Here is a 24,605-nt window from a genome sequence, read left to right as displayed (position 1 = left end):
AGGGCCCTTGGAGAAAAGCGGTTTAATGGGCCGTTCCTCGTGGACGACTCAGGAGGTCATTGGACATGGGACAACGCACCAGCCTGGTTGCGGGTTGACGGAAACGACGCCCAAACGGACGCCAGCCCAGCGCATACAGGTAGCACTGTGCGTGCTACCTGTAAACCGGGCGCTCATGAGCCGCGAGCAGGATCACTCGCTGGAGAGCAGGTCCATCGCGTGCTTGTCCATCATCTCCAGGGCGCGACCGCCGCCACGGGCGACACAGGTCAGCGGGTCCTCGGCGACGATCACCGGCAGGCCGGTTTCCTGGGCCAGCAGCTTGTCGAGGTCGCGCAGCAGTGCGCCACCACCGGTCAACACCAGGCCGCGCTCGGCGATGTCGGAGGCCAGCTCCGGCGGCGACTGCTCCAGGGCGCTCTTGACCGCCTGAACGATGGTCGCCAGCGATTCCTGCAGCGCTTCGAGCACTTCGTTGGAGTTCAGGGTGAAGGCACGCGGTACGCCCTCGGCCAGGTTACGGCCACGGACATCGACTTCGCGCACTTCGCCGCCCGGGTAGGCGGTGCCGATTTCCTGTTTGATACGCTCGGCGGTGGACTCGCCAATCAGGCTGCCGTAGTTGCGGCGCACGTAGGTGACGATGGCTTCGTCGAAGCGATCGCCGCCAACCCGCACGGATTCGGCATAGACCACACCGTTGAGGGAGATCAGCGCGATTTCGGTGGTACCACCGCCGATATCGACGACCATCGAGCCACGGGCCTCTTCAACCGGCAGGCCGGCACCGATGGCGGCGGCCATTGGCTCTTCGATCAGGAAGACTTCGCGGGCACCGGCACCCAGGGCCGACTCGCGAATCGCGCGGCGCTCTACCTGGGTCGACTTGCACGGCACGCAGATCAGCACGCGAGGGCTGGGCTGCAGGAAGCTGTTCTCGTGAACCTTGTTGATGAAATACTGCAACATTTTTTCACAAACGCTGAAGTCGGCGATGACGCCGTCCTTCATCGGACGAATGGCAGCAATGTTGCCGGGCGTACGGCCCAGCATGCGTTTGGCTTCGGTACCGACGGCGACGACGCTTTTCTGATTGCCATGGGTACGGATGGCAACAACCGAGGGCTCATTCAGGACGATACCGCGCTCACGCACGTAAATAAGGGTGTTGGCAGTACCCAGGTCGATGGAAAGATCGCTGGAAAACATGCCACGCAGTTTCTTGAACATGGGAAAGTGACCCTGGGGAAAGCGTGGGTAAAAAAGTGCGGCAAACTCTAACAATGGCAGGGATTTTGGGCAAGGAGCCAATATGTTAAATTGGTCGTTTTTCCGAGCACGCCAGCAGATGATCGCGGCCGTATGACCGCCAGAATGCCGACATGTTCCTCATCACGGACCTTATTCCGTTCTTTGTTCCCCCTGGAGATCCCCATGGCGCTTGAACGCTGCGACGTGGAAAAGATCGCCCATCTGGCCCGTCTGGGGCTGAATGATGGCGAACTGCCACGCACTACCGATGCACTGAACAGCATTCTCGGGCTGGTCGACCAGATGCAAGCGGTCGACACCACGGGCATCGAGCCCCTGGCCCACCCCCTGGAGGCCAGCCAGCGACTGCGTCCCGACCAGGTCACCGAAAGCAACCAGCGCGAGGCCTACCAGGCCATCGCACCCTCGACCGAAAGCGGTCTGTACCTGGTTCCCAAAGTCATCGAGTAAGGGATAGAGCCTGCCATGCATCAATTGACCCTGGCCGAGATCGCCCGCGGACTCGCCGACAAGTCGTTTTCCTCCGAAGAGCTGACGGGCGCCCTGCTGGCGCGCATCAAGCAACTCGACCCGCAAATCAACAGCTTCATCAGCGTCACCGAAGAGCTGGCCCTCGGCCAGGCCCGTGCCGCCGACGCCCGCCGCGCCGCTGGCGAGGCCGGTGCACTGCTGGGCGCGCCGATCGCCCACAAGGACCTGTTCTGCACCAACGGTGTACGCACCAGCTGCGGCTCGAAGATGCTCGACAACTTCAAGGCGCCGTACGATGCCACCGTGGTCGCCAAGCTGGCCGAAGCCGGCATGGTCACCCTGGGCAAGACCAACATGGACGAATTCGCCATGGGTTCGGCCAACGAATCCAGCCACTATGGCCCGGTGAAAAACCCGTGGAACCTCGAGCACGTGCCTGGCGGCTCGTCCGGTGGCTCGGCTGCTGCCGTCGCCGCGCGCCTGCTGCCAGCCTCCACTGGCACCGACACCGGCGGCTCGATCCGACAGCCGGCAGCGCTGACCAACCTGACCGGCCTGAAACCGACGTACGGTCGTGTTTCGCGCTGGGGCATGATCGCTTACGCCTCCAGCCTCGACCAGGGCGGCCCGCTGGCCCGTACCGCCGAAGACTGCGCGCTGCTGCTGCAAGGCATGGCCGGTTTCGACGCCAAGGACTCCACCAGCATCGAAGAACCGGTGCCGGACTACAGCGCCAACCTCAACGCCTCGCTGCAAGGCCTGCGCATTGGCCTGCCGAAGGAATACTTCAGCGCCGGCCTCGACCCGCGCATCGCCGAACGGGTGCAAGCCAGCGTCAAGGAGCTGGAAAAGCTCGGCGCCGTGGTCAAGGAAATCAGCCTGCCGAACATGCAGCATGCCATCCCGGCGTACTACGTGATCGCGCCCGCTGAAGCGTCCTCCAACCTGTCGCGTTTCGATGGCGTGCGTTTCGGCTACCGCTGCGAAGCCCCCAAAGACCTGACCGACCTGTACAAGCGTTCGCGTGGCGAAGGCTTCGGCGCCGAAGTGCAGCGCCGCATCATGGTCGGCACCTACGCCCTGTCGGCCGGCTATTACGACGCCTACTACGTCAAGGCGCAGCAGATCCGCCGCCTGATCAAGAACGACTTCATGGCCGCGTTCAACGACGTCGACCTGATCCTTGGCCCGACCACGCCGAACCCGGCCTGGAAGCTCGGCGCCAAGAGCAGCGACCCAGTCGCCGCCTACCTTGAAGACGTCTACACCATCACCGCCAACCTGGCAGGCCTGCCCGGCCTGTCGATGCCGGCCGGCTTCGTCGATGGCCTGCCCGTTGGTGTGCAGTTGCTGGCGCCGTACTTCCAGGAAGGCCGCCTGCTCAACGTCGCGCACCGCTACCAGCAAGTGACCGACTGGCACACCCGTGCCCCCAACGGCTTCTGAGGAGTTCACACATGCAATGGGAAGTTGTGATCGGGCTGGAAATTCATACCCAGCTCGCTACCCAGTCGAAGATCTTCTCCGGCAGCGCCACCACCTTCGGCTCCGAGCCGAACACCCAGGCCAGCCTGGTTGACCTGGGAATGCCCGGCGTACTGCCGGTGCTAAACCAGGAAGCCGTGCGCATGGCCTGCATGTTCGGCCTGGCGATCGACGCCGAGATCGGCAAGCGCAACGTGTTCGCGCGCAAGAACTACTTCTACCCCGACCTGCCCAAGGGCTACCAGATCAGCCAGATGGAGCTGCCGATCGTCGGCAAGGGCCACCTGGATATCGCCCTGGAAGACGGCACCATCAAGCGCATCGGGGTTACCCGTGCGCACCTGGAAGAAGACGCCGGCAAGAGCCTGCACGAAGACTTCAGCGGCTCTACCGGCATCGACCTGAACCGTGCCGGCACGCCGCTGCTGGAAATCGTCTCCGAGCCGGACATGCGCAGCGCCAAGGAGGCCGTGGCCTACGTCAAGGCCATCCACGCCCTGGTGCGCTACCTGGGCATCTGCGACGGCAACATGGCCGAAGGCTCGCTGCGCTGCGACTGCAACGTGTCGATCCGCCCCAAGGGCCAAGCCGAGTTCGGCACCCGCTGCGAGATCAAGAACGTCAACTCGTTCCGCTTCATCGAGCGTGCGATCAACAGCGAGATCCAGCGCCAGATCGACCTGATCGAAGACGGTGGCAGGGTCATCCAGGAAACCCGCCTGTACGACCCGAACAAGGACGAGACCCGCTCCATGCGCAGCAAGGAGGAAGCCAACGACTACCGTTACTTCCCCGACCCGGACCTGCTGCCGGTGGTCATCGAGGACAGCTTCCTCGACACCATCCGTGCCGGCTTGCCCGAGCTGCCACCGCAAAAGGTCGAGCGCTTCCAGAGCCAGTACGGCCTGTCGGCCTACGACGCCAACGTGCTGGCCTCCAGCCGTGAACAGGCGGACTACTTCGAAGAAGTGGTGAAGATTGGCGGTGACGCCAAGCTGGCCGCCAACTGGGTCATGGTCGAGCTGGGCAGCCTGCTGAACAAGCTGGGTATCGAGATCGACCAGGCGCCGGTCAGTGCCGAGCAGCTCGGTGGCATGTTGCTGCGGATTCGCGACAACACCATCAGCGGCAAGATTGCCAAGACCGTGTTCGAAGCCATGGCCGCCGGTGAAGGCGATGCCGACAGCATCATCGAAAGCCGTGGCCTGAAGCAGGTTACCGACACCGGTGCAATCGAGACGATGCTCGACGAGATGCTGGCTGCCAACGCCGAACAGGTCGAACAATACCGCGCTGCCGACGAGGCCAAGCGTGGCAAGATGTTCGGCTTCTTCGTCGGCCAGGCGATGAAAGCGTCGAAGGGCAAGGCCAACCCTGGGCAAGTGAACCAATTGCTCAAAGCCAAGCTCGAAGGCTGAGCTGAAAAAAGCGGCGAGGGCTTTGCCCTCGTTCGCGGGGCCAGTCGGATCGCCGCACAGCAGCCCCAACGGCAGCACCGGAGCTTTCGACTTGCTAAAACGATCCCTCGGCACCCTCGCACTCTTCTCCCTGCTGGCCGGCTGCGCCAGCCACGACATCGACCCTCGCGGCTACAACCAGACCGGTACCGCCTCCTATTACGGCGCCCGCCACCACGGCAAACGCACGGCCAGTGGCGAGCCTTTCAACCAGCATGGCCTCACCGCCGCTCACCGCAGCCTGCCCTTCGGCAGCAAGGTGCTGGTCACCAACCTTGCCAACCAACGCAGCGTGGTGGTGCGCATCAACGACCGCGGCCCGCACACACGTGGCCGGCTGATCGACCTGTCACGCGCCGCAGCAGAAAAAATCGGCATGCTCCGTAGCGGAACGGCGCGCGTCCGGGTACAAGGTCTGAGCGACTGACCGACTGGAGCCCGACCATTTTCGACCTCGCCACCCTTCCCACCTTCAGCCTCCTGCAACTGGGCGTCGCCCTCGTGCTGCTGGCCTGCGGTGCAGAGCTACTGGTACGTGTGGCCCTGCGCCTGGCCCTGCGCCTGCACGTGCGGCCATTGATCATCGGCCTGAGCCTGGTGGCCTTCGGCAGCACCGCGCCGCAGCTCACCGTAAGCCTGCAGGCTGCCTACCAAGGCGCACCCGATGTCGCAGTCGGCAGCGTGATCGGCAGCAATATCTTCAACGTGCTGGTAATTCTCGGCCTGGCCGCGCTGATCATCCCGCTGCGCGTATCACGCCAGCTGGTGCGCCTGGATATCCCGCTGATGATCGTCGCCAGCGCGCTGGTGTATGCGCTCGCCGCCAATGGCTACCTGGGCCGCTGGGAGGGCCTGCTGCTGCTGTTGGCACTGGTGGGCTACCTGGGCATGCTCTGGCACCAATCGCGGCATTACGCCCGCACCTACCCCGCGCCCAGCGTCATCACCGTCAGCGGCGCACGCTTCTGGTCTGGCGCCCTGTTGCAGATTGCCCTCGGCCTTGGCCTGCTGAGCCTGGCCGGGCACCTGCTGCTGGAAGCCGTCGTCGAGGTGGCGACCGACCTGGGGCTGTCCGAACGCATCATCGGCCTGACCGTGGTGGCGGTCTGCACGTCGCTGCCAGAGTTGGCGGCGGCGATGATCGCCGCCCTTCGCGGCGAACGGGAGATCGCCGTGGGCACGGTGATCGGCAGCAACCTGTTCAACCTGCTGGGGGTATTGGGGCTGACTGCGCTGATCACGCCAGAGCCGCTGTCGATCTCACCCAACGCACTGGCCTTTGACTTGCCGGTGATGCTGGGTGTGGCGGCGCTAAGCCTGCCGGTGTTTTATTCGGGGTACCGGATTACCCGCGCTGAAGGCTTGGTGTTCCTTTGCCTGTACCTGGCCTATGGGCTGCATGTGGTGGCCTTCACCACCGGCATGCCACTGGCCGGGCGCCTGGAACGGCTCATGCTGTTTTATGTGCTGCCGGTGCTAGCGGTGGTGTTGCTATATACCACCGTGCGCGCCTGGCGCCGACAGCATTGAGGTGCCGTAAGGGGTAGCGTGATGGCTGCCAGGTGCATGCCTTGCGGTTTGCTGCGCCTGTAAGATCGAGCGCCGCGCGGGCGGCGCTCGATCTCACAGGCCCCACAAGGCTCAAGCCAGGCGCTTGTCAGCCCCTCACCCCTTGGCCTGCCGCGCCTTCTTCAACCGGAACGCCACCCACAGCACCGCGATCCACCCTGGAATCAACATCACCGAAATACGAATCGGCGGCGTCAGGTACATCACCACCAGAATCAGCACGATGAACGCCAGGCACAGGTAATTGGTAATCGGGTGCCCCCAGCTCTGATAAAACGGGGTGATGCCCGCGCCCAGCTTGGCCTTGCGGAACTTCAGGTGGGTAATGCTGATGCTCGCCCAGTTGATCACCAGCGCCGACACCGCCAGGGCCATCAGCAAACCGAAGGCTTCCCCCGGCATCAGGTAGTTGATCAGTACGCACAGGCCGGTGGCGAACGCCGAAACGCCCAGCGCCGTCAGCGGGACGCCACTGCGGCTGACCTTGAGCAACTGGCGCGGCGCATCGCCCTGGCTGGCCAGGCCGAACAGCATGCGGCTGTTGGCGTAGACACAACTGTTGTAAACCGACAGCGCAGCCGTCAACACCACGACGTTGAGGATGGTCGCCACCAAGTCGCTGTCCAGCTCATGGAAGATCATCACGAACGGGCTGCCCCCCTGCACCACCTTCTGCCATGGGTACAGCGACAGCAGCACCGCCAAGGCGCCAATGTAGAAAATCAGGATGCGGTAGACCACCTGGTTGGTGGCCTTGGGGATGCTCTGACGCGGGTTGTCCGCCTCGGCAGCGGTGATCCCCACCAGCTCCAGCCCACCGAAGGAGAACATGATCACGGCCAGGGCCATGACAAGGCCAGTGACGCCGTTAGGGAAGAAACCACCGTACTGCCACAAGTTGGCCACGCTGGCATCCGGGCCGCCATGGCCGCTGCTCAGCAGCCAGGCACCAAAGCCGATCATGCTGACGATGGCCACCACCTTGACCAGGGCGAACCAGAACTCCATCTCACCGTAGACTTTCACCTGCGTCAGGTTGATGAGGTTGATGACCACGAAGAAGATCGCCGCCGTCGCCCAAGTAGGGAAGTCTGGCCACCAGTACTGCACATAGATGCCCACCGCCGTCAGCTCGGCCATGCCCACCAGCACGTACACCACCCAGTAGTTCCAGCCCGAGACGAAGCCTGCAAATTCGCTCCAGTACTGGTGGGCAAAGTGGCTGAAGCTGCCGGCGACCGGCTCTTCGACCACCATTTCGCCAAGCTGGCGCATGATGAAGAAGGCCATCAGGCCGGCAATGGCATAGCCCAGCAAAACGGAAGGGCCAGCCAGCTGAATGGTCTGGGCGATCCCCAGAAACAGCCCCGTGCCGATGGCCCCACCCAGCGCGATCAGCTGGATATGGCGGTTCTTCAACCCGCGCTGCAAGCGCTCGGGCGTGCTCTGGTCTTGCATGAAGTGTCCTTTAGCTCAGTGAGGCAGTGTTATTGCTGTTATTTGCAGTCAAGGATCTAGATCCATCCGCCCCACTGCAAGATGAAAATACCGATATTGGTGGTGATCGCCGCCATTAGCGTCGTGATCACGATGATCGAGGCGGCCAATTCATGGTTGCCATTGGCCGCCCGTGCCATCACGTAGCTGGCCGCTGCGGTAGGGCTGCCGATGTACAGGAACAGGATGCCCAGCTCGGCACCGCGGAAACCGCACAGCCAGGCACCCAACGTGCCAACCAGCGGCAACCACACCATCTTCACCAGGCTGGCATCGATCGCCAGCCTGCCACTGTCACGCAGCGCCGCCAGCGACAGGGTACCGCCAATGCAGATCAGCGCCAGCGGCAGGGTCATCTGCGCCAGGTAGTCGCCCGAGGTGAGCAACCAGTTGGGCAGCGGCACCTGGCCGTAGGCCATGGGCGTTGCCACCAGCACGCTGAGGATCAAGGGGTTGCTGAAGATGCTCTTGCAGATGCTCCACGGGTCGGACTTGAGGTCCGGGCTGTACACCGCCAGCACCACCGCCGACAGCGAGTTGTACATGAGGATCACCAGGCCTGCCAGCACCGCCCCTAGCGAGATACCGTAGTCGCCGTACAGGCTGGCGGCCAGCGCCAGGCCGATCACGCCGTTGTTGCCGCGAAATGCGCCTTGGGTGTAGATGCCGCGGTCTGCCGGCGGGCAACGCCAGAGGGCCAGCCCCCAGGCCACGGCGAAGCCTACCAGGGTGGCAGCGACGAAATACAGGATGACGCCGGGTTTGACCGCGGCCGCCAGGTCGGCGTGGTAGATGCCCAGGAACAGCAGCGCCGGCATGCAGACATTGAACACCAGCTGCGACGCGACACGGTTGAAGTTGTCGTCGATCAGGTGGATGCGTTTGAGCAGTATGCCCATGAACAGCATGGCGAAAACGGGCGCCGTGATGTTCAGCGTCTGGATAAGAAGGGCGAGCATGCGATCCTGCAGGGAGTTGCCGTCAGGGGGCTAATGATACGTCAACGGCTGCGAGTTGCGGGGATCGGGATGCGATACAGAGAAGTATCTGACAGCCAGGGACCTTTCGCGGGGCAAGCCCGCTCCCATGATTTGTGGGAGCGGACTTGCCCCGCGAACGGGTCAGCGCCGAACCGGTCGCTTCTGCAGCTTGCGCTGCAAGGTCCGCCGGTGCATGCCCAACGCCCGCGCCGTGGCCGAGATATTGCCTTCGTGTTCGTTCAGCACGCGCTGGATGTGCTCCCACTGCAGGCGGTCGACCGACATCGGGTTTTCCGGCACCAGGGCATCCAGGTCAGCGTGCTCGGAAAGCAGCGCCGCAAGTACATCGTCAGCATCGGCCGGCTTGCACAGGTAGTTGCAGGCACCGCGTTTGACCGCCTCGACTGCGGTGGCGATGCTCGAGTAACCGGTGAGGATCACCACCCGCATCTCCGGATCCAGCTCCAGCAGCTTGGGCAACAGCACCAACCCCGAGTCACCTTCCATCTTCAGGTCCAGCGTGGCGTAGTCCGGCAGGTCCTGCTGGGCCAGGATCAGCCCCTCCTCAGCCGAGCCTGCGGTGCTCACGCGGAACCCGCGGCGGCTCATGGCGCGCGCCATGACCCGGGTAAAGGTGGCATCGTCATCCACCAGCAGCAGGTGCGGCAGCTCTTCGCCTTCAACCTGGATATCTTCACTCATCATTCATCTCCTCGCTTGCCATGGGGCAGGCGCAGTTCGGTCAGGGTGCCACCCTGCTCATGACTATAGAGTTTCACCGAACCGCCCGCACGCGTCACGCTGGCCTTGCTCAAGAACAGGCCCAGGCCGAAGCCTTTGCCCTTGGTGGTAATAAAGGGTTTGCCAATCGCTTCGGCGATTGCCGGGGGCACACCAGGGCCATGGTCACGAATGCTGATGACAATGTCCTCGGCGTCCCAGTCCAGGCGCACCTCAAGGTCGTCCGGGCACGCGTCGGCTGCATTGTTCAGCAGGTTCAGCAGGGCCTGGGTCAGGTCAGGTGGCGGCGTCAGGCGAGGTACCTGGCCGTCCCTGAGGCGCTGGAAGCGGTAACTGGCTTCGGGCCGCATCAGGTGCCAACGGTTGAGCGCCTCGTCCAGCCAGACGGTGACGTCCTGCTCGACCATGGCCAGGCGGCGATTGGCCTCGGCGGCACGCACCAGTTGCTGCAAGGTTTCTTTGCACAGTTTGACCTGGTCCTGAAGGATCTGCAGGTCTTCCTGCAACAAAGGGTCCGGGTGGTCCTGGCGCATTTCGTTAAGCAGTACGCTCATGGTCGCCAGCGGTGTGCCCAGCTCATGGGCAGCGCCGGCGGCCTGGGTGGCCACGGCCAGCAATTGCTCATCGCGCAGGCTCTCTTCACGGCGCTCGGAGCGCAGTTGTTCCTGGCGCCGCAGCTCCTCGGCCATGCGCGCGGCAAAGAAGGTGATGACTGCGGCCGCCAGGGCGATGCTCAGCCACATGCCGTAGACCTGCATCTTGTCCCGCGCCATCGGCAGCCCTTCAAGCGGGTAGAACTGCACCAGCAGCAAGCTGTAGGCCGTCAGCGCGATGCCCGAAAGGATCAACGAATAGAGCCAGGGCAAGGTCACCGCGGCAATGGCCAGCGGCACCAGGTAATAGGAAACGAACGGGTTGGTCGAGCCGCCGGAGTAATACAGCAAGGCACTGTGGATCAACAGGTCGCAGGCAAGCTGCAGTGCATACTCAAGTTCAGTGACCGGCAGCGACAGGCGCAGGCGCAACGCGGTGAACGCACACAGGATGGACGACAGGGCCAGCGTTGCTGCCAGCGAAAACCATGGCAAGGGCAGCAGGTCAGTCCAGTAGGCGACGCCCACCGAGCCTGCCTGGGCAGCCAGGACCAGCACGCGGATGACAGTCAGGCGCCAGAGGTTCTGACGGGTAGCGGACAACGGTTGTACGTCAGCGAGCATGAGCTCTCCTGATGAGTGCTCCAGAAAATCGGCTGGAGTATACCGAAGCCGGGCGCCTCACTGCAGCGATGCGGCAAAGCGCCACACTTTGTCACAGGTGCATAGTGGCACTTTTGAACCCACTACACTGTTCCCGGTCTGATGGGCCATGCGTGGAATGGAGACCAGATCCCACGCCCTTTTATTGCCAAGGAGTCTTACATGCAAATCCCTCGTCGCGGCACTGCCCTGATCCTGTCGTGCGGGCTGCTCGCCAGCCTGCCTGCGCTGGCGGCCGAAGAGCCGCGCTACAACCAGGTATCGCTGCGTGCCGAAGTCAGCAAGGAAGTGCCGCGCGACCTGATGGTCGTGACCCTCTACAGCGAAGCGCAGAACAGCGACCCGGGCAAGCTTGCCAAAGAGATCACCGAGACCATGAACAAGGCTGTGCAGCAGTCTCGCCAGGTCAAGGACGTGAAGATCAGCCAGGGCAGCCGCAACAGCTACCCGGTGTACGACAGCAAAGGGCAAAAGATCACCGGCTGGCGTGAACGTGCCGAGCTGCGCCTGGAGAGCGCCAACTTCCCAGCCCTGTCGCAACTGACCGCCGACCTGTTGCAGGCGCTGAAAATGGGCGGCATGGACTTCTCCATCGCCCCGGCCACGCGCAAGGCCAGCGAGGACGACCTGCTCAAGGACGCCGTCAATGCCTTCAAGGCACGCGCTCAGTTGGCCACCGAGGCACTGGGGGGCAAGGGCTACAAAGTGGTCAACCTGAACCTCAACAGCAGCGGTTACCCGCGCCCTTATATGCGCAGCGCACCGATGGCCATGAAGGCTATGGCGGGTGACGAAGCGGCACCGGCGCCGGATATCGAGGCGGGCACCAGCGAAGTCAGCATGAATGCCGATGGCTTGATCGAAGTTCAGATGCCTTGAGGCACAGTGGGGCGCGTTGCGCCCCCTTCTGGCCAGCCCCACAGCAGGGCCACTTTTAGCGTTTTCAGACATCTCCTACGCACCCTGACGGTGCATGCCTACAATTCCTCCCCCTCGTAACATTCAGCAAAAAGCCATCATTTTGCCCTCGCAAACGTTTAACTTCGCCAAAAGTTATACTGATGCGACATCCATGTACGGTCGTTCCACATTTCTGGCGCCAACTATCCTTCCGAGTGTTGCATTGGGAATAGCCCCTGCATAAGTATCCTCAGGTCGGCTCACGAGGCCACCTCAATCAAAAATGACAACAATGAGGCCACCATGCTCAAACACGCAGTCATTCCGTTCCTGCTTGGCGCAGGTTTGCTCGCTGGCGCCCCCCACGCCCACGCGGCGTCCAACCTGGTGTTCTGCTCCGAAGGCAGCCCCGCCGGCTTCGACCCAGGGCAGTACACAACGGGAACCGACTTCGACGCCTCGGCCGAGACCGTGTTCAACCGCCTGACCCAGTTCGAACGTGGCGGTACCGCCGTGATTCCGGGCCTGGCGACAAAATGGGAAGTGTCCGACGACGGCAAGGCCTACATTTTCCACCTGCGCGAAGGGGTCAAGTTCCACACCACTGACTACTTCAAGCCAAGCCGCCCGTTCGATGCCGACGACGTGCTGTTCACCTTCAACCGCATGCTCGACAAGGACCACCCGTTCCGTAAGGCCTACCCCACCGAGTTCCCCTACTTCACCGACATGGGCATGGACAAGAACATTGCCAAGCTGGAGAAAGTCGACGAACACACGGTCAAGTTCACCCTCAACGACGTCGACGCCGCGTTCATCCAGAACCTGGCGATGAGTTTCGCCTCCATTCAGTCGGCCGAGTACGCCGACCAATTGCTCAAGGGGGGCAAGGCCGCCGACCTCAACCAGAAGCCGATCGGCACCGGCCCGTTCGTGTTCAGCAAGTACCAGAAAGACGCGCAGATCCGTTTCAAGGGCAACAAGGACTACTGGAAACCCGAGGACGTGAAGATCGACAACCTGATCTTCGCCATCACCACCGATGCCTCGGTGCGCATGCAGAAGCTGAAAAAGGGCGAGTGCCAGGTCACCTTGTTTCCGCGGCCGGCGGACATCGAGCCGCTCAAGGCCGACAAGAACCTGCAGATGCCGCATCAGGCCGGCTTCAACCTCGGTTACATCGCCTACAACGTGATGGACAAGATCAAGGGCAGCGACGCACCCAACCCCATGGCCAAGCTCGAAGTGCGCCAGGCACTGGACATGGCGGTGGACAAGAAGAAGATCATCGAATCGGTTTACCAGGGTGCCGGTCAGTTGGCGGTAAACGGCATGCCGCCCACCCAGTGGTCCTATGACGACAGTATCAAGGACGCCACCTACGACCCGGAAAAGGCCAAACAGCTGCTCAAGCAAGCCGGCATCAAGGAAGGCACCGAGATCACCCTGTGGGCCATGCCGGTGCAACGCCCGTACAACCCAAATGCCAAGCTGATGGCTGAAATGCTGCAAGCCGACTGGGCAAAGATCGGCATCAAGGCAAAAATCGTCAGCTATGAATGGGGCGAGTACATCAAGCGCTCAAAAGGCGGCGAACAAGGCGCCATGCTGATTGGCTGGAGCGGCGACAACGGTGACCCGGACAACTGGCTGGGCACCCTGTACGGCTGCGATGCCGTCGACGGCAACAACTTCTCCAAGTGGTGCTACAAGCCTTACGACGACCTGATCAAGCAGGCCAAGGCCACCTCGGACCAGGCCAAGCGCACCGAGCTGTACCAGCAGGCGCAGCACATCCTCAAGGAGCAGGTGCCGATCACCCCGATCGCCCACTCCACCGTGTACCAGCCCATGAGCGCCAAGGTGAAGGACTTCAAGATCAGCCCGTTCGCGTTGAACGCCTTCTACGGCGTCAGCGTGGACAAATAGGGTAGATCCCGGCACCCGCCAGGCGGCGGGTGCCAGCCCCACCAGATCCGATCACAGCATACCGCCCCGCCGCCATCCGCAGCGGGATCGGCGAACTGTTGCCGCCATTCGTACCCCGAGCCGGCGAAACAGACCAACAAGGACTTGCCATGCGCCCTGCCACCACCCTTTCGACCCTGCTCGCGCTGGGCCTGATAAGCCTCTCCCCGGCCCTGCTCGCAAAAAACCTGGTGTTCTGCTCCGAAGGCAGCCCGGCCGGCTTCGACACGGCACAGTACACCAGCGCCACCGACAACGACGCCGCCGAACCGCTGTACAACCGCCTGGTCGAGTTCGAGCGCGGTGGCACGGCGGTGCAGCCGGCCCTGGCCACCCAATGGGACGTGTCTGACGATGGGCTGCGCTACACCTTCCACCTGCGTGAGGGGGTGAAGTTCCACGCCAACAAGGCGTTCAGCCCCAGCCGCGACTTCAATGCCGACGACGTGCTGTTCACCTTCAACCGCATGCTCGACAAGGGCCACCCGTTCCGTCAGGCCTACCCCACCGAATTCCCCTACTTCGTCAGCATGGGCCTGGACAAGAACATCGCCCGCCTCGAAAAGACCGGGCCGCTGACCGTGATGTTCACCCTGAACAAGGTCGACGCCGCCTTCGTGCAGAACCTGGCCATGAGCTTCGCCTCGGTGCTGTCCGCCGAGTACGCCGAGCACTTGATGGCCAACGGACGCCCCAGCGACATCAACCAGCAGCCCATCGGCACCGGACCGTTCGTGTTCCAGCGCTACCAGAAGGATTCGCAGATCCGCTTCAAGGGCAACAAGGCGTACTGGGCGCCGGGCCAGGTGAAAATCGACAACCTGGTGTTTTCGATCAACATCGACCCCTCGGTACGTATCCAGAAGCTGCGGCGCAACGAATGCCAGGTCACCCTGCACCCGCGCCCCGCCGACCTGCCGGCGCTCAAGGCCGATAACAAACTCGAAGTGCTGCAGCAACCTGGCTTCAACCTCGGCTACATCGCCTACAACACCCAGCACCCGCCGTTCGACCGCCTGCAAGTGCGCCAGGCCATGGACATGGCGGTGAACAAGCAGGCGATCCTTCAGGCGGTGTATCAGGACTCCGGGCAGCGCGCAGTCAACGCCATGCCACCGACCCAGTGGTCCTATGACGACAGCCTTGAGGACGCGCCCTTCGACCCGCAAAAAGCCAAGCAACTGCTCAGGCAGGCCGGGGTCAAGGAAGGCACCGAAGTCACCCTGTGGGCCATGCCCGTGCAGCGCCCCTACAACCCAAATGCCAAGCTCATGGCCGAGATGCTCCAGGCCGACTGGAGCAAGCTTGGCTTCAAGGTACGTATCGTCAGCTACGAGTGGGGTGAATACCTCAAGCGCATGAAAAGCGGCGAGCACGACATTGCCCTGATCGGCTGGACCGGTGACAACGGCGACCCCGACAACTGGCTCGGCACCCTCTACAACTGCGACGCCATCGGCAGCAACAACTACTCCCGGTGGTGCGACCCGCAGTACGACAGCCTGGTCAAGCAAGCCAAGCAGGTGACCGACCGCGAACAACGCACCGCCCTCTACCGGCAGGCCCAGCAGCGGCTCAAGCAACAGGTGCCAATCACCCCGGTGGCGCACTCCACGGTGAACCAGCCGATCAGCATCAAGGTTGCCGATTTCAAGGTCAGCCCCTTTGGCCGCAACAATTTTTCCGGTGTGAGTGTTGATTAGGCACTAGACGCTACAAACAACACCCCTCCCCTGATTAGCCCGGCAACCCCGGGCAACTCTGGCAACACCGCAGCAACACGCCCGGCTCACAAGGCCGGTAATAACTAGAAAAAGGAAAGGGAGTTTTCACCTTGAGACTATTCACCTCAACCGCACTGGCATTGACCCTCGGTAGCGTCTGCTCCGTGGCCGAAGCCGAACCCCAAAGCCAGGCCTACGTCCCACTCAGCCTCAAGACCAGCAGTGAACAAGACCAGGCGACCGGCTTCATCGACGGCCAAAGCGTCTCTGGCAGCACTCATAACTGGTATGCCCGCGAGCGCGCCACCCGCGCCCCGCTCTGGAAGTACTACAAGCGCGACGGTACTCGCCACGACACCCACAGCCGCGAGAACTGGCTGCAGGGCACCATCCTCAACTACAGCTCGGGCTTTACCCAAGGCACCGTCGGTATTGCCGTCGAAGCCGCCGGCTATAATGCCATTGCCCTGCAACAGAGCCGCGAGGCAATCGCCGGGCCCAACAACCGCACGCTGACCCACAGCGACGGCGACCCCGTGGGCCAGTGGAGCAAGCTGGGCCTGGGCAACATCAAGGCCCGCGTGTCCAACACCACGCTCACTCTCGGCCGCCAGTCGGTGGACACGCCGATGATCGCCTACATTGGCAACCGCGCCCTGCCATCGAGCTTCCAGGGCGCCTTCCTGCACAGCGCCGAATTCGACAACCTGTCGTTCGACCTGGGCACCTTCGACCGCGTCTCGCCCCGAACCGAACAAAGCCTCAGCAAGTTCCGCTCCGAGTACGGCGCCGCCGGCGTCGAGACCGACCGCGCCAGCACTGCCGGGGTCAACTACCAGCCGTTCAAAAGCCTGAGCACCAGCCTGTACGCCACCAAGGTCGACGACTTCTGGAACCAGTACTACTTCGGCGCCAACCACGTGCTGGGCGACAGCGCCGTGCTCAGCCTGAGCACCGGCCTGAACTACTACAAGACCGTGGATGCAGGCAGCAAGAAGATGGGCGAGATCGACAACGACACTTACAGCCTGTCGCTCGCCCTCACCCACCAGGCCCACACCCTCAGCGCGTCATGGCAACAGGTCAACGGCAACGAGTACTTCGACTACCTGCACGAAACCAACGGCATCTACCTGGCCAACTCGCTGCTCTCGGACTTCAACGGCCCGAACGAGAAATCGCTGCAGCTTTCCTATGTGCTGAACATGGCGCCGTATGGCGTGCCGGGCCTCAAGTTCAACCTGTACAACGCACGCGGCTGGGGCATCGATGGCACCCATTACCGGGGCACTGCCTATGACGTCAACGGCATGGACGGCGAGACCCACTACGAGTGGGGCATCGGCACCAGCTACGCCGTGCAGAGCGGCCCGCTGAAGGACACCAGTATCCGCGCCACCTACACCGCGCACCGCGCCAGCAAGGCGCAGGCCGATGGCAGCCTGGACGAGTTCCGCCTGGTGACCACCATTCCGTTCAACATCCTCTGACCGATGACGCCACGGCCTGCCTCACCCACTGAAAAAAACAGGCCGTGGCGGCTACGCTGGAATCAATGCTTGCAGGGAGTACTCATGAAATCGCTACCGCTCCACGCTGCCTTGGCAGCGCTCATCCTGGGCAGCGCCGCGCCGCTTGCGGCCAAGCCGCTGGTGGTGTGTACCGAAGCCAGCCCCGAAGGTTTCGACGTCGTCCAGTACACCACCGCCGTGACGTTCGATGCCTCGTCCGAAACGCTGTTCAATCGCCTGGTCGATTTCACACCTGGGACTACCGACATCCAGCCAGCCCTGGCCGAGCGCTGGGACATCTCAGCCGATGGCCTGACCTACACCTTCCACCTACGCCAGGGGGTGAAGTTCCACACCACCGACTACTTCACCCCTACCCGCGACTTCAATGCCGATGACGTGCTGTGGAGCCTGCGCCGCCAACTCGACCCGCAACACCCCTGGCACGACAAGACCAGCGTCGGCTACCCATATTTCGAAAGCATGGCCTTTGGCAAATTGCTCAAGTCGGTGGACAAGACCGACGATCGCACCGTGGTCATCACCCTGACCCGCCCTGAAGCACCGTTTCTGCGCGACATGGCCATGGGCTTCACCTCGATCTACTCCGCCGAGTACGGCGACCAGTTGCTCAAGGCTGGCAAGACCGGCGACCTCAACAGCAAGCCGATCGGCACCGGCCCGTTCATCTTCCAGCGCTACAACAAGGACGCCCAGGTACGCTACAAGCCCAACCCGGACTATTTCCGTGGCAAGCCACCGGCCGATGCCCTGATTTTCGCCATCGCCAACGACAGCAACGTACGCCTGCAAAAGCTGCGCGCCAACGAATGCCAGGTGGCGCTGTACCCCAAGCCTGAGGACGTGCCGTCGATCAAGGCCGACCCCAAGCTCAAGGTGGCCAATACCGAAGCACTGGTCACCGGCTACATCGCCATGAACACCGAACACAAATACCTCAGCGATGTGCGTGTGCGCAAAGCCATCAACATGGCCTTCGACCGCCGGGCCCACGTCGACCAGCTGTTCGGCAAAGGCAATGCCGTGGTCGGCATCAACCCCTATCCGCCGAGCATGATCGGCTTCAACCGCGACAACCAAAACCCACCGCGCGACCTCGACCAGGCACGTGCGCTGCTCAAACAGGCCGGTGTGCCAGACGGTACGGTCATCACCCTGTTCACCCGCAGCGGCGGTGGCCCGACCAACCCCAACCCACGGCTGTCGGCGGAAATGCTCCAGGCCGACCTGGCCAAGGTCGGCATCAAGCTCGACATTCGCGTCATGGAGTGGGCAGAGATGCTACGCCGGGCCAAAAAAGGCGAGGCCGACCTGGTTTCCACAGGCTGGGCAAGCGACAACGGCGACCCGGACAATTTCCTCACCCCGCTGCTCAGTTGCGAGGCGGCGAAAAATGGCGAGAACTACGCACGCTGGTGCAACTCGAAATTCCAGGCGCTGATCAACCAGGCCCGTCAGGTGACCGACAACGGCGAGCGGGCAAGGCTCTATAGCGAGGCATTGAAGGTGTACGATGACGACCAACCCTGGATCAGCATGGCCCACCCCAAGATATTTACCGCCATGCGTGAGAACGTGGAGGGTTACGTGATCAACCCTCTGACCAACAACAACTTCGCCACCACCAAGGTGAAGTAGAAAAACAACGACCGCTGGCAGCCCACACGGGGACCAGCGGCACTGCCGTACAACGGCTGATGAGGTAACCCCGACAATGTTGAGTTTTATTGCCCGGCGCCTGGGCCTGCTGATCCCGACCTTTTTCGGTATCACCTTGCTGACCTTCGCGCTCATACGCCTGATCCCCGGCGACCCGGTGGAAGTGATGATGGGCGAGCGCAGGGTCGACCCCGAAATGCACGCCCAGGCCATGGAGCGCCTGGGCCTGAACAAGCCGCTGCCGGTCCAGTACCTGGACTATGTGGGCAAGCTCGCCCAGGGTGACCTGGGTGAATCGCTGCGCACCCGCGAAAGCGTGTGGACCGAATTCCTCACCCTGTTCCCCGCCACCTTGGAGCTGGCCTTTGCCGCGCTGCTGTTCGCCGGCATCGTCGGGTTGCTGGCCGGGGTGATCGCCGCGCTCAAGCGCGGCTCGCTGTTCGATCACGGGGTCATGGGCATTTCGCTCGCCGGGTACTCCATGCCGATCTTCTGGTGGGGGCTGATCCTGATCATGTTCTTCTCGGTCAGCCTGGGCTGGACGCCGGTGTCCGGGCGCATCGACCTGCTCTACGACATCGAGCCGAAAACCGGTTTCATGTTGATCGATACCCTGCTCAGCGACGAAGAGGGCGCGTTCAAGGACGCCGTGATGCACCTGATCCTGCCGGCCATCGTGCTGGGCACCATTCCGCTGGCGGTGATCGCCCGCATGACCCGCTCGTCGATGCTCGAAGTGCTGCGCGAAGACTACATCCGCACCGCCCGCGCCAAGGGCCTGTCGCCGGCCCGCGTGGTGTTCGTGCACGGCCTGCGCAATGCGCTGATCCCGGTGCTCACTGTATTCGGCCTGCAGGTCGGCACGTTGCTGGCCGGTGCGGTGCTTACCGAAACCATCTTTTCCTGGCCGGGCATCGGCAAGTGGCTGATCGAAGCCATCGGTGCCCGTGACTACCCCGTGGTCCAGAACGGCATCCTCTTGATCGCCTGCCTGGTGATTCTGGTCAACTTCGTCGTGGACATCCTCTACGGCCTGGCCAACCCACGCATCCGTCATCAGCGCTGAGGCCCCCGCCATGACCAGTCCACTTGCAAAACCCGTCACACCGGCCAGCCCGGTGGACCAAAGCCTGCTCTACCCCTCGCCGTACAAGGAATTCTGGCACGCCTTCTCGCGCAACAAGGGCGCGGTGATGGGCCTGGCCTTCATGTGCCTGGTGGTGTTCTGCGCCCTGTTCGCCCCCTGGGTCGCCCCGCATGACCCGAGCGAGCAGTACCGCGACTTCCTGCTGACCCCACCGGTGTGGCTCGAAGGGGGTACCTGGCAATTCATCCTCGGTACCGACGAGCTGGGTCGCGACCTGCTGTCGCGGTTGATCCAGGGTGCCCGGCTGTCATTGCTGATCGGCTTGTCGTCGGTGGTGATTTCGCTGATCCCGGGGATTCTGCTGGGCCTGCTGGCCGGCTTCTTCCCGCACTTGCTCGGCCCCTCGATCATGCGCCTGATGGACGTGATGCTGGCCCTGCCGTCGCTGTTGCTGGCGGTGGCCATCGTCGCCATCCTAGGCCCCGGCCTGCTCAACACGGTGATCGCCATCGCCATCGTCTCGCTGCCCGCCTATGTGCGCCTGACCCGCGCCGCAGTGATGGGTGAACTGAACCGCGACTACGTCACCGCCGCCCGCCTGGCCGGTGCCAGCCTGCCGCGCCTGATGTTCGTCACTGTGCTGCCCAACTGCATGGCGCCGTTGATCGTGCAGGCCACCTTGAGTTTCTCTTCGGCGATCCTCGACGCCGCGGCCCTGGGTTTCCTGGGCCTGGGCGTGCAACCGCCAACGCCCGAGTGGGGCACCATGCTGGCCTCGGCCCGCGACTACATCGAACGCGCCTGGTGGGTGGTCAGCCTGCCTGGGGTGACCATTCTGCTCAGCGTGCTGGCAATCAACCTGATGGGCGACGGACTGCGTGATGCGCTGGACCCGAAACTCAAGAACGCCGCCTGAGGAGAACGCCATGTCACTGCTGCAGATCAACAACCTCAACGTGCGCTTCGGCGACGCCAACGCGGTACCCGTGGTCGACGGCCTGGACCTGGCAGTGGATGCCGGCGAGATCCTGGCCATCGTCGGCGAATCCGGCTCGGGCAAATCGGTCACCATGATGGCCTTGATGGGGCTGATCGACGCCCCCGGGCGCATCACCGCCGACACCCTGACGTTCAACGGCACCAACATGCTCAAGCTCAGCGGCCGGCAGCGGCGCAAGGTGGTGGGCAAGGACATCGCCATGGTCTTCCAGGACCCGATGACCGCGCTCAACCCAAGCTACACCGTAGGTTTTCAGATCGAGGAAGTACTGCGCCAGCATCTGGGCCTGAAGGGCAAAGCGGCGCGCCAGCGTGCCCTGGAGCTGCTGAAAAAAGTCGAGATCCCGGCCGCAGAAAGCCGCCTGGACGCTTACCCGCACCAATTGTCCGGCGGTATGAGCCAGCGCGTGGCGATTGCCATGGCGATTGCCGGGGAACCCAAGCTGCTGATCGCCGATGAGCCGACCACGGCCCTGGATGTCACCATCCAGGCGCAGATCATGGAGCTGTTGGTGAACCTGCAGAAGGAGCGCAACATGGCGCTCATCCTGATCACCCATGACCTGGCCGTGGTGGCCGAAACCGCGCGACGTGTCTGTGTGATGTACGCAGGCCAGGCCGTGGAAGTGGGCCAGGTGCCCGAGCTGTTCGACGTGCCAGCGCACCCCTACAGCGAAGCGCTGCTGGCGGCGATCCCCGAGCACAGCCTGGGTGCCGAGCGCCTGGCGACCCTGCCCGGCATCGTCCCCGGTCGCTATGACCGGCCGCAAGGCTGCCTGCTGTCGCCGCGCTGCCCCTACGTGCAGGACAACTGCCGGCAACAGCGCCCCCCCCTCGCCCCCCAGGCGCATAGCCTGGTGCGTTGTTTCTACCCGCTGAACCAGGAGGTGGCGTGATGGCCGTCGTACTCACTGCCCGCGAGCTGACTCGCCATTACGAAGTGTCCCGTGGCCTGTTCAAGGGCCACGCCCTGGTGCGCGCGCTCAATGGCGTGTCGTTCGAACTGGAGGCCGGCAAGACCCTGGCCGTGGTCGGCGAGTCCGGCTGCGGCAAGTCGACCCTGGCCCGCGCGCTGACCTTGATCGAAGAGCCCTCGTCCGGCTCGCTGCAGATCGCCGGCACCGAGGTCAAGGGCGCCAGCAAGGCCGAACGCAAGCAACTTCGCCGTGACGTGCAGATGGTCTTCCAGAGCCCTTATGCCTCGCTGAACCCGCGGCAGAAGATCGGCGACCAGTTGGCCGAGCCGCTGTTGATCAACACCTCGTTGAGCAAGGCCGAGCGGCGCGAGAAAGTGCAGAAGATGATGGAGCAGGTCGGCCTGCGGCCCGAGCATTACCAGCGTTACCCGCACATGTTCTCGGGCGGCCAGCGCCAGCGTATCGCCCTGGCCCGGGCGATGATGCTACAGCCCAAGGTGCTGGTGGCGGACGAGCCGACCTCGGCGCTGGACGTGTCGATCCAGGCACAGGTGCTGAACCTGTTCATGGACCTGCAGAAGGAATTCAATACAGCCTATGTATTCATCTCGCACAACCTCGCCGTGGTGCGGCATGTGGCGGACCACGTGTTGGTGATGTACCTGGGGCGGCCGGCGGAGATGGGGCCTAAGGCGGACATCTACGAGAAGCCGCTGCATCCTTATACACAGGCATTGCTGTCGGCAACGCCGGCGATTCACCCCGACCCGTTGAAACCGAAGATCAGGATTGTCGGTGAGCTGCCCAACCCATTGAACCCGCCGGATGGGTGTGCCTTTCACAAGCGCTGCCCGTATGCGACGGAACGGTGTGGGAAGGAGGTGCCAGCGTTTCGGCAGGTGGGGACGCGACAGGTGGCGTGCCACTATGCGGAGCAGTTTCTCTAGATCGGTGTGAGTTTTTTCGCGGGGCAAGCCCGCTCCCCCCTGTACCTCGCCTGGTTGGGACATGCGAGGTACCTGTGGGAGCGGGCTTGCCCCGCGAAGGGGCGCAAAGCGCCCCCAAGAATCTCAATGCATGAATATCGCAATCAGGATAATCACCGGAATCGGCACCCCAATCATCCACAGCAGTAATGAGCGCATGATGTTTCTCCTTACTTAACGTTGAATGGTACGACGCGCGGTGTAGTCCACCCCTTCCGCTTCCAGCCATACGACACGATCACGCTGACGGCCACCGAGCAGCGCGGCAAGGCTGGCGAAGAATGCCCCACACAACAGTGCAACGAAGGTCCACAGGGCCGTCCAGGCCGCCACTTTGGCTGCCGTATCAGCGGCCTGCTGCACCTCTACCTTGGCCTGTTGAACCTGAGCGAACACTTGATCGACCCGTGCCTCGGCCTCGGCCTGGCTCAGGCGGGTACGCTGGGCCACCAGTTGCGCCAGGTAAGCGCGGTCACCTTCGGCCAGCGTCCCTTGCGCGATGGACTTGGCAATAATGCGCGCCGCAATACCATTGGCGGCGTCATCACTGACAGGTGCCGGGCCGTCATTGCGGAACAGGCTGTCAACGAAATAGGCATTGGGATCAGGCTTTGGCGCCATGCTGGCGGCAGCCCCTACCGCGCTTGCCCCGGCCTGCGCACCGGCAGTAGCAAGGCCACCGGCGGTGCTCAGTATCAACATGGCCGCCACCAGCGTGGCCACTGCCCAGGCAAGGAAGCCATGGGCCGTATCACGAAAATACACTTCATCACCCTGCAGATTGGCCCACTTCACCCGCAGCCGACCGGCTATATAGCCGCCCAAGCCTGAGGCGAAGATCTGTGTCAGTAGCAGCCAGATGATCGCCGAAACACCCAGGGTCTGGGCGCTGGCACCTTCATCAGCCCAGGGCGAGGTAGCCGCGAAGCCTAGCCCCGCACCCAGCACCACAAGGATCAATGACAACGCGGCAGCCGCTGCGGCCCCCGCGAAAATGGCCGCCCAGGACACGCCAGAGCGATGCTGTGAATCGACATACGGGTAATCGGCAGAGGGGATCATGGTTTTTCGCCTTTGTAGTGATCAACAAGTCCGTTCGCCCTAGAGCCGGTGCAGGGGATGTGCCAGTTGTGTCAAAAAATGACACCCAACTGAATCAATGACTTAAATCACTGGGCCAACCAAGGACCGTGCAAAATGCCGGATTCACCACACGCCAACGCCGTGTTCTGCAATGCCGGTTGATCTGGCACTATCTGCCCATGACCTCCCAGTACCCAGCCGACGGCCCGCAACAGACGCCCATCACCGCCGAAACTGTGATGCGCTACCACTTGTGCTGGAAGCACCGCGACCTCGACGGCGTGATCGCGCTCTACCACCCCGACGTCCAGTACCACGACTTCTTCCAGAACCGCGTGCTCGGCTTCGACGCGCTGCGCGACTACGTGCGCGCCTGCCTGCCCCATGAAGCCGGCGAGGACATCGTCCACAGCGACCGAATCCGCGTCGATGGCTGCACTGCGTTCATCCAGTACCAGGTCACGGTGCAGGGCGGTGAAGGCCTGGTGGCGTTCCAGTCCAGCGAGGCCATCACCGTCAAGGACGGGCTGATCTGGCGCGTCAACGAATACGCCACGCTGGTCCGGCAGAACAACCGAGGGCAAGCTGGCAGCGGCCCGCGCCCGGCCACCAGCCGCCTGGGCCTTTCACCGCGCCAGCTGTCAACCATGGCCCAGGACCTGGAGTGCTACTTCCAGCGTCAACGCCCCTACCTCGACCCTGAACTTGACTTGCAGCAGGTCGCCGATGCCAGCGGCTACAGCCGCAACCAGATCTCCTACCTGCTCAACCAGGTGCTTGGCCAAAGCTTCTACCGCTACGTGAACCAGGCGCGGCTACAGCACCTGATGGCCAGCCTGAACGACGACAGCGTCGAGGCAACGATCGATGAGCTGGCGTTCAGCGCGGGCTTCAATTCGCTGTCGGCGTTCTACAAGTGCTTCCGTGAACAGACCGGGCTCACACCCAAGGCCTACCTCAAGCAAATTTCCCTGCGTGCACGCACGTAAGACAGCCCTCCCCCAACGCCACTAGGATCGCCC

Annotated in this window: 21 protein-coding genes; 15 read left to right on the top strand and 6 right to left on the bottom strand. The window is 63.0% G+C overall.

The window, feature by feature from the left end:
* Positions 1 to 192: 192 nt before the first annotated feature.
* Entirely contained in the window at positions 193 to 1,230 is a 1,038-nt protein-coding gene (gene mreB, locus LJX93_RS04560; protein ID WP_003255163.1) for a rod shape-determining protein MreB, read from the bottom strand.
* Between the two features lie 204 nt (positions 1,231 to 1,434).
* Here mreB and gatC point away from each other — a divergent pair, with 204 nt between their 5' ends.
* The 5 genes from gatC (at position 1,435) to LJX93_RS04535 (ending at position 6,215) form a co-directional block, all read left to right on the top strand.
* Positions 1,435 to 1,722, top strand: a complete 288-nt coding sequence (gatC, locus tag LJX93_RS04555) for an Asp-tRNA(Asn)/Glu-tRNA(Gln) amidotransferase subunit GatC (RefSeq protein WP_227696789.1) — start codon at positions 1,435 to 1,437, stop codon at positions 1,720 to 1,722.
* A 15-nt stretch (positions 1,723 to 1,737) separates the two neighbouring features.
* The gene (gene gatA / locus LJX93_RS04550; protein WP_033701123.1) at positions 1,738 to 3,189 is read left to right on the top strand and encodes an Asp-tRNA(Asn)/Glu-tRNA(Gln) amidotransferase subunit GatA; all 1,452 of its coding nucleotides are present in this window, start codon (positions 1,738 to 1,740) and stop codon (positions 3,187 to 3,189) included.
* Positions 3,190 to 3,200: 11 nt separating this feature from the next.
* Entirely contained in the window at positions 3,201 to 4,646 is a 1,446-nt protein-coding gene (gene gatB / locus LJX93_RS04545; protein WP_033701124.1) for an Asp-tRNA(Asn)/Glu-tRNA(Gln) amidotransferase subunit GatB, read from the top strand.
* A gap of 91 nt (positions 4,647 to 4,737) precedes the next feature.
* Positions 4,738 to 5,112: a septal ring lytic transglycosylase RlpA family protein gene (locus LJX93_RS04540; RefSeq protein ID WP_033701125.1), complete on the top strand. Its 375-nt coding sequence runs from the start codon at positions 4,738 to 4,740 to the stop codon at positions 5,110 to 5,112.
* 59 nt (positions 5,113 to 5,171) lie between these two features.
* Positions 5,172 to 6,215 carry a calcium/sodium antiporter gene (locus tag LJX93_RS04535; protein ID WP_033701126.1) on the top strand — a complete coding sequence of 348 codons (1,044 nt, stop codon included), beginning with the start codon at positions 5,172 to 5,174 and terminating at the stop codon, positions 6,213 to 6,215.
* 135 nt (positions 6,216 to 6,350) lie between these two features.
* Here LJX93_RS04535 and LJX93_RS04530 read toward each other — a convergent pair whose 3' ends face one another.
* The 4 genes from LJX93_RS04530 to LJX93_RS04515 form a co-directional block, all read right to left on the bottom strand.
* Positions 6,351 to 7,712, bottom strand: a complete 1,362-nt coding sequence (locus LJX93_RS04530; RefSeq protein ID WP_033701127.1) for an amino acid permease — start codon at positions 7,710 to 7,712, stop codon at positions 6,351 to 6,353.
* Positions 7,713 to 7,768: 56 nt separating this feature from the next.
* Entirely contained in the window at positions 7,769 to 8,710 is a 942-nt protein-coding gene (locus LJX93_RS04525; RefSeq protein WP_033701128.1) for an AEC family transporter, read from the bottom strand.
* A gap of 162 nt (positions 8,711 to 8,872) precedes the next feature.
* Positions 8,873 to 9,433 carry a response regulator transcription factor gene (locus tag LJX93_RS04520; RefSeq protein ID WP_033701129.1) on the bottom strand — a complete coding sequence of 187 codons (561 nt, stop codon included), beginning with the start codon at positions 9,431 to 9,433 and terminating at the stop codon, positions 8,873 to 8,875.
* Positions 9,433 to 10,689 carry an ATP-binding protein gene (locus tag LJX93_RS04515; RefSeq protein ID WP_033701130.1) on the bottom strand — a complete coding sequence of 419 codons (1,257 nt, stop codon included), beginning with the start codon at positions 10,687 to 10,689 and terminating at the stop codon, positions 9,433 to 9,435. Before LJX93_RS04515 ends, LJX93_RS04520 begins: the two co-directional genes overlap by 1 nt.
* Before the next feature lie 201 nt (positions 10,690 to 10,890).
* On the opposite strand from LJX93_RS04515, the gene LJX93_RS04510 reads away from it, so the two are divergent.
* The 9 genes from LJX93_RS04510 (at position 10,891) to LJX93_RS04470 (ending at position 22,461) form a co-directional block, all read left to right on the top strand.
* Positions 10,891 to 11,607, top strand: coding sequence for an SIMPL domain-containing protein (locus LJX93_RS04510; protein ID WP_033701131.1), 717 nt, complete (start codon positions 10,891 to 10,893; stop codon positions 11,605 to 11,607).
* 324 nt (positions 11,608 to 11,931) lie between these two features.
* Positions 11,932 to 13,557, top strand: coding sequence for an ABC transporter substrate-binding protein (locus LJX93_RS04505; RefSeq protein ID WP_047581369.1), 1,626 nt, complete (start codon positions 11,932 to 11,934; stop codon positions 13,555 to 13,557).
* 149 nt (positions 13,558 to 13,706) lie between these two features.
* Positions 13,707 to 15,299 carry an ABC transporter substrate-binding protein gene (locus LJX93_RS04500; RefSeq protein ID WP_095064047.1) on the top strand — a complete coding sequence of 531 codons (1,593 nt, stop codon included), beginning with the start codon at positions 13,707 to 13,709 and terminating at the stop codon, positions 15,297 to 15,299.
* Positions 15,300 to 15,430: 131 nt separating this feature from the next.
* On the top strand, positions 15,431 to 16,810 hold the full coding sequence (locus tag LJX93_RS04495) for an OprD family porin (protein WP_227696787.1): 1,380 nt from the start codon (positions 15,431 to 15,433) through the stop codon (positions 16,808 to 16,810).
* Positions 16,811 to 16,894: 84 nt separating this feature from the next.
* Positions 16,895 to 18,490: an ABC transporter substrate-binding protein gene (locus LJX93_RS04490; protein ID WP_095064046.1), complete on the top strand. Its 1,596-nt coding sequence runs from the start codon at positions 16,895 to 16,897 to the stop codon at positions 18,488 to 18,490.
* 76 nt (positions 18,491 to 18,566) lie between these two features.
* Complete coding sequence (locus LJX93_RS04485) at positions 18,567 to 19,577, top strand: ABC transporter permease subunit (RefSeq protein WP_016485006.1); 1,011 nt, start codon at positions 18,567 to 18,569, stop codon at positions 19,575 to 19,577.
* Positions 19,578 to 19,587: 10 nt separating this feature from the next.
* Positions 19,588 to 20,514, top strand: a complete 927-nt coding sequence (locus LJX93_RS04480; RefSeq protein ID WP_033701137.1) for an ABC transporter permease subunit — start codon at positions 19,588 to 19,590, stop codon at positions 20,512 to 20,514.
* Between the two features lie 10 nt (positions 20,515 to 20,524).
* Positions 20,525 to 21,493 carry an ABC transporter ATP-binding protein gene (locus tag LJX93_RS04475; protein WP_033701138.1) on the top strand — a complete coding sequence of 323 codons (969 nt, stop codon included), beginning with the start codon at positions 20,525 to 20,527 and terminating at the stop codon, positions 21,491 to 21,493.
* On the top strand, positions 21,493 to 22,461 hold the full coding sequence (locus LJX93_RS04470) for a peptide ABC transporter ATP-binding protein (protein WP_033701139.1): 969 nt from the start codon (positions 21,493 to 21,495) through the stop codon (positions 22,459 to 22,461). The genes LJX93_RS04475 and LJX93_RS04470 overlap by 1 nt, the downstream gene beginning before the upstream one ends.
* Before the next feature lie 213 nt (positions 22,462 to 22,674).
* Here the strand turns inward: LJX93_RS04470 and LJX93_RS04465 are convergent, their stop codons facing one another.
* The gene (locus tag LJX93_RS04465; protein WP_033701140.1) at positions 22,675 to 23,562 is read right to left on the bottom strand and encodes a hypothetical protein; all 888 of its coding nucleotides are present in this window, start codon (positions 23,560 to 23,562) and stop codon (positions 22,675 to 22,677) included.
* Between the two features lie 200 nt (positions 23,563 to 23,762).
* Here LJX93_RS04465 and LJX93_RS04460 point away from each other — a divergent pair, with 200 nt between their 5' ends.
* On the top strand, positions 23,763 to 24,572 hold the full coding sequence (locus LJX93_RS04460) for an AraC family transcriptional regulator (RefSeq protein WP_033701142.1): 810 nt from the start codon (positions 23,763 to 23,765) through the stop codon (positions 24,570 to 24,572).
* The last annotated feature ends 33 nt before the right edge of the window (positions 24,573 to 24,605 follow it).

It is taken from the genome of Pseudomonas sp. HN2-3, assembly GCF_020691745.1.
In the GTDB taxonomy this organism is placed as follows: Bacteria; Pseudomonadota; Gammaproteobacteria; order Pseudomonadales; family Pseudomonadaceae; genus Aquipseudomonas; species Aquipseudomonas capeferrum.
Note: the sequence above shows the minus strand (reverse complement) of the source record. Positions and strands in the feature narration are given on the sequence as shown.

Coding starts and splice junctions, on each gene's coding strand:
- mreB (WP_003255163.1), bottom strand. CDS start 1,230: ATGTTCAAGAAACTGCGTGGCATGTTTTCCAGCGATCTTTCCATCGAC.
- gatC (WP_227696789.1), top strand. CDS start 1,435: ATGGCGCTTGAACGCTGCGACGTGGAAAAGATCGCCCATCTGGCCCGT.
- gatA (WP_033701123.1), top strand. CDS start 1,738: ATGCATCAATTGACCCTGGCCGAGATCGCCCGCGGACTCGCCGACAAG.
- gatB (WP_033701124.1), top strand. CDS start 3,201: ATGCAATGGGAAGTTGTGATCGGGCTGGAAATTCATACCCAGCTCGCT.
- LJX93_RS04530 (WP_033701127.1), bottom strand. CDS start 7,712: ATGCAAGACCAGAGCACGCCCGAGCGCTTGCAGCGCGGGTTGAAGAAC.
- LJX93_RS04525 (WP_033701128.1), bottom strand. CDS start 8,710: ATGCTCGCCCTTCTTATCCAGACGCTGAACATCACGGCGCCCGTTTTC.
- LJX93_RS04520 (WP_033701129.1), bottom strand. CDS start 9,433: ATGAGTGAAGATATCCAGGTTGAAGGCGAAGAGCTGCCGCACCTGCTG.
- LJX93_RS04515 (WP_033701130.1), bottom strand. CDS start 10,689: ATGCTCGCTGACGTACAACCGTTGTCCGCTACCCGTCAGAACCTCTGG.
- LJX93_RS04510 (WP_033701131.1), top strand. CDS start 10,891: ATGCAAATCCCTCGTCGCGGCACTGCCCTGATCCTGTCGTGCGGGCTG.
- LJX93_RS04505 (WP_047581369.1), top strand. CDS start 11,932: ATGCTCAAACACGCAGTCATTCCGTTCCTGCTTGGCGCAGGTTTGCTC.
- LJX93_RS04500 (WP_095064047.1), top strand. CDS start 13,707: ATGCGCCCTGCCACCACCCTTTCGACCCTGCTCGCGCTGGGCCTGATA.
- LJX93_RS04490 (WP_095064046.1), top strand. CDS start 16,895: ATGAAATCGCTACCGCTCCACGCTGCCTTGGCAGCGCTCATCCTGGGC.
- LJX93_RS04485 (WP_016485006.1), top strand. CDS start 18,567: ATGTTGAGTTTTATTGCCCGGCGCCTGGGCCTGCTGATCCCGACCTTT.
- LJX93_RS04480 (WP_033701137.1), top strand. CDS start 19,588: ATGACCAGTCCACTTGCAAAACCCGTCACACCGGCCAGCCCGGTGGAC.
- LJX93_RS04475 (WP_033701138.1), top strand. CDS start 20,525: ATGTCACTGCTGCAGATCAACAACCTCAACGTGCGCTTCGGCGACGCC.
- LJX93_RS04470 (WP_033701139.1), top strand. CDS start 21,493: ATGGCCGTCGTACTCACTGCCCGCGAGCTGACTCGCCATTACGAAGTG.
- LJX93_RS04465 (WP_033701140.1), bottom strand. CDS start 23,562: ATGATCCCCTCTGCCGATTACCCGTATGTCGATTCACAGCATCGCTCT.
- LJX93_RS04460 (WP_033701142.1), top strand. CDS start 23,763: ATGACCTCCCAGTACCCAGCCGACGGCCCGCAACAGACGCCCATCACC.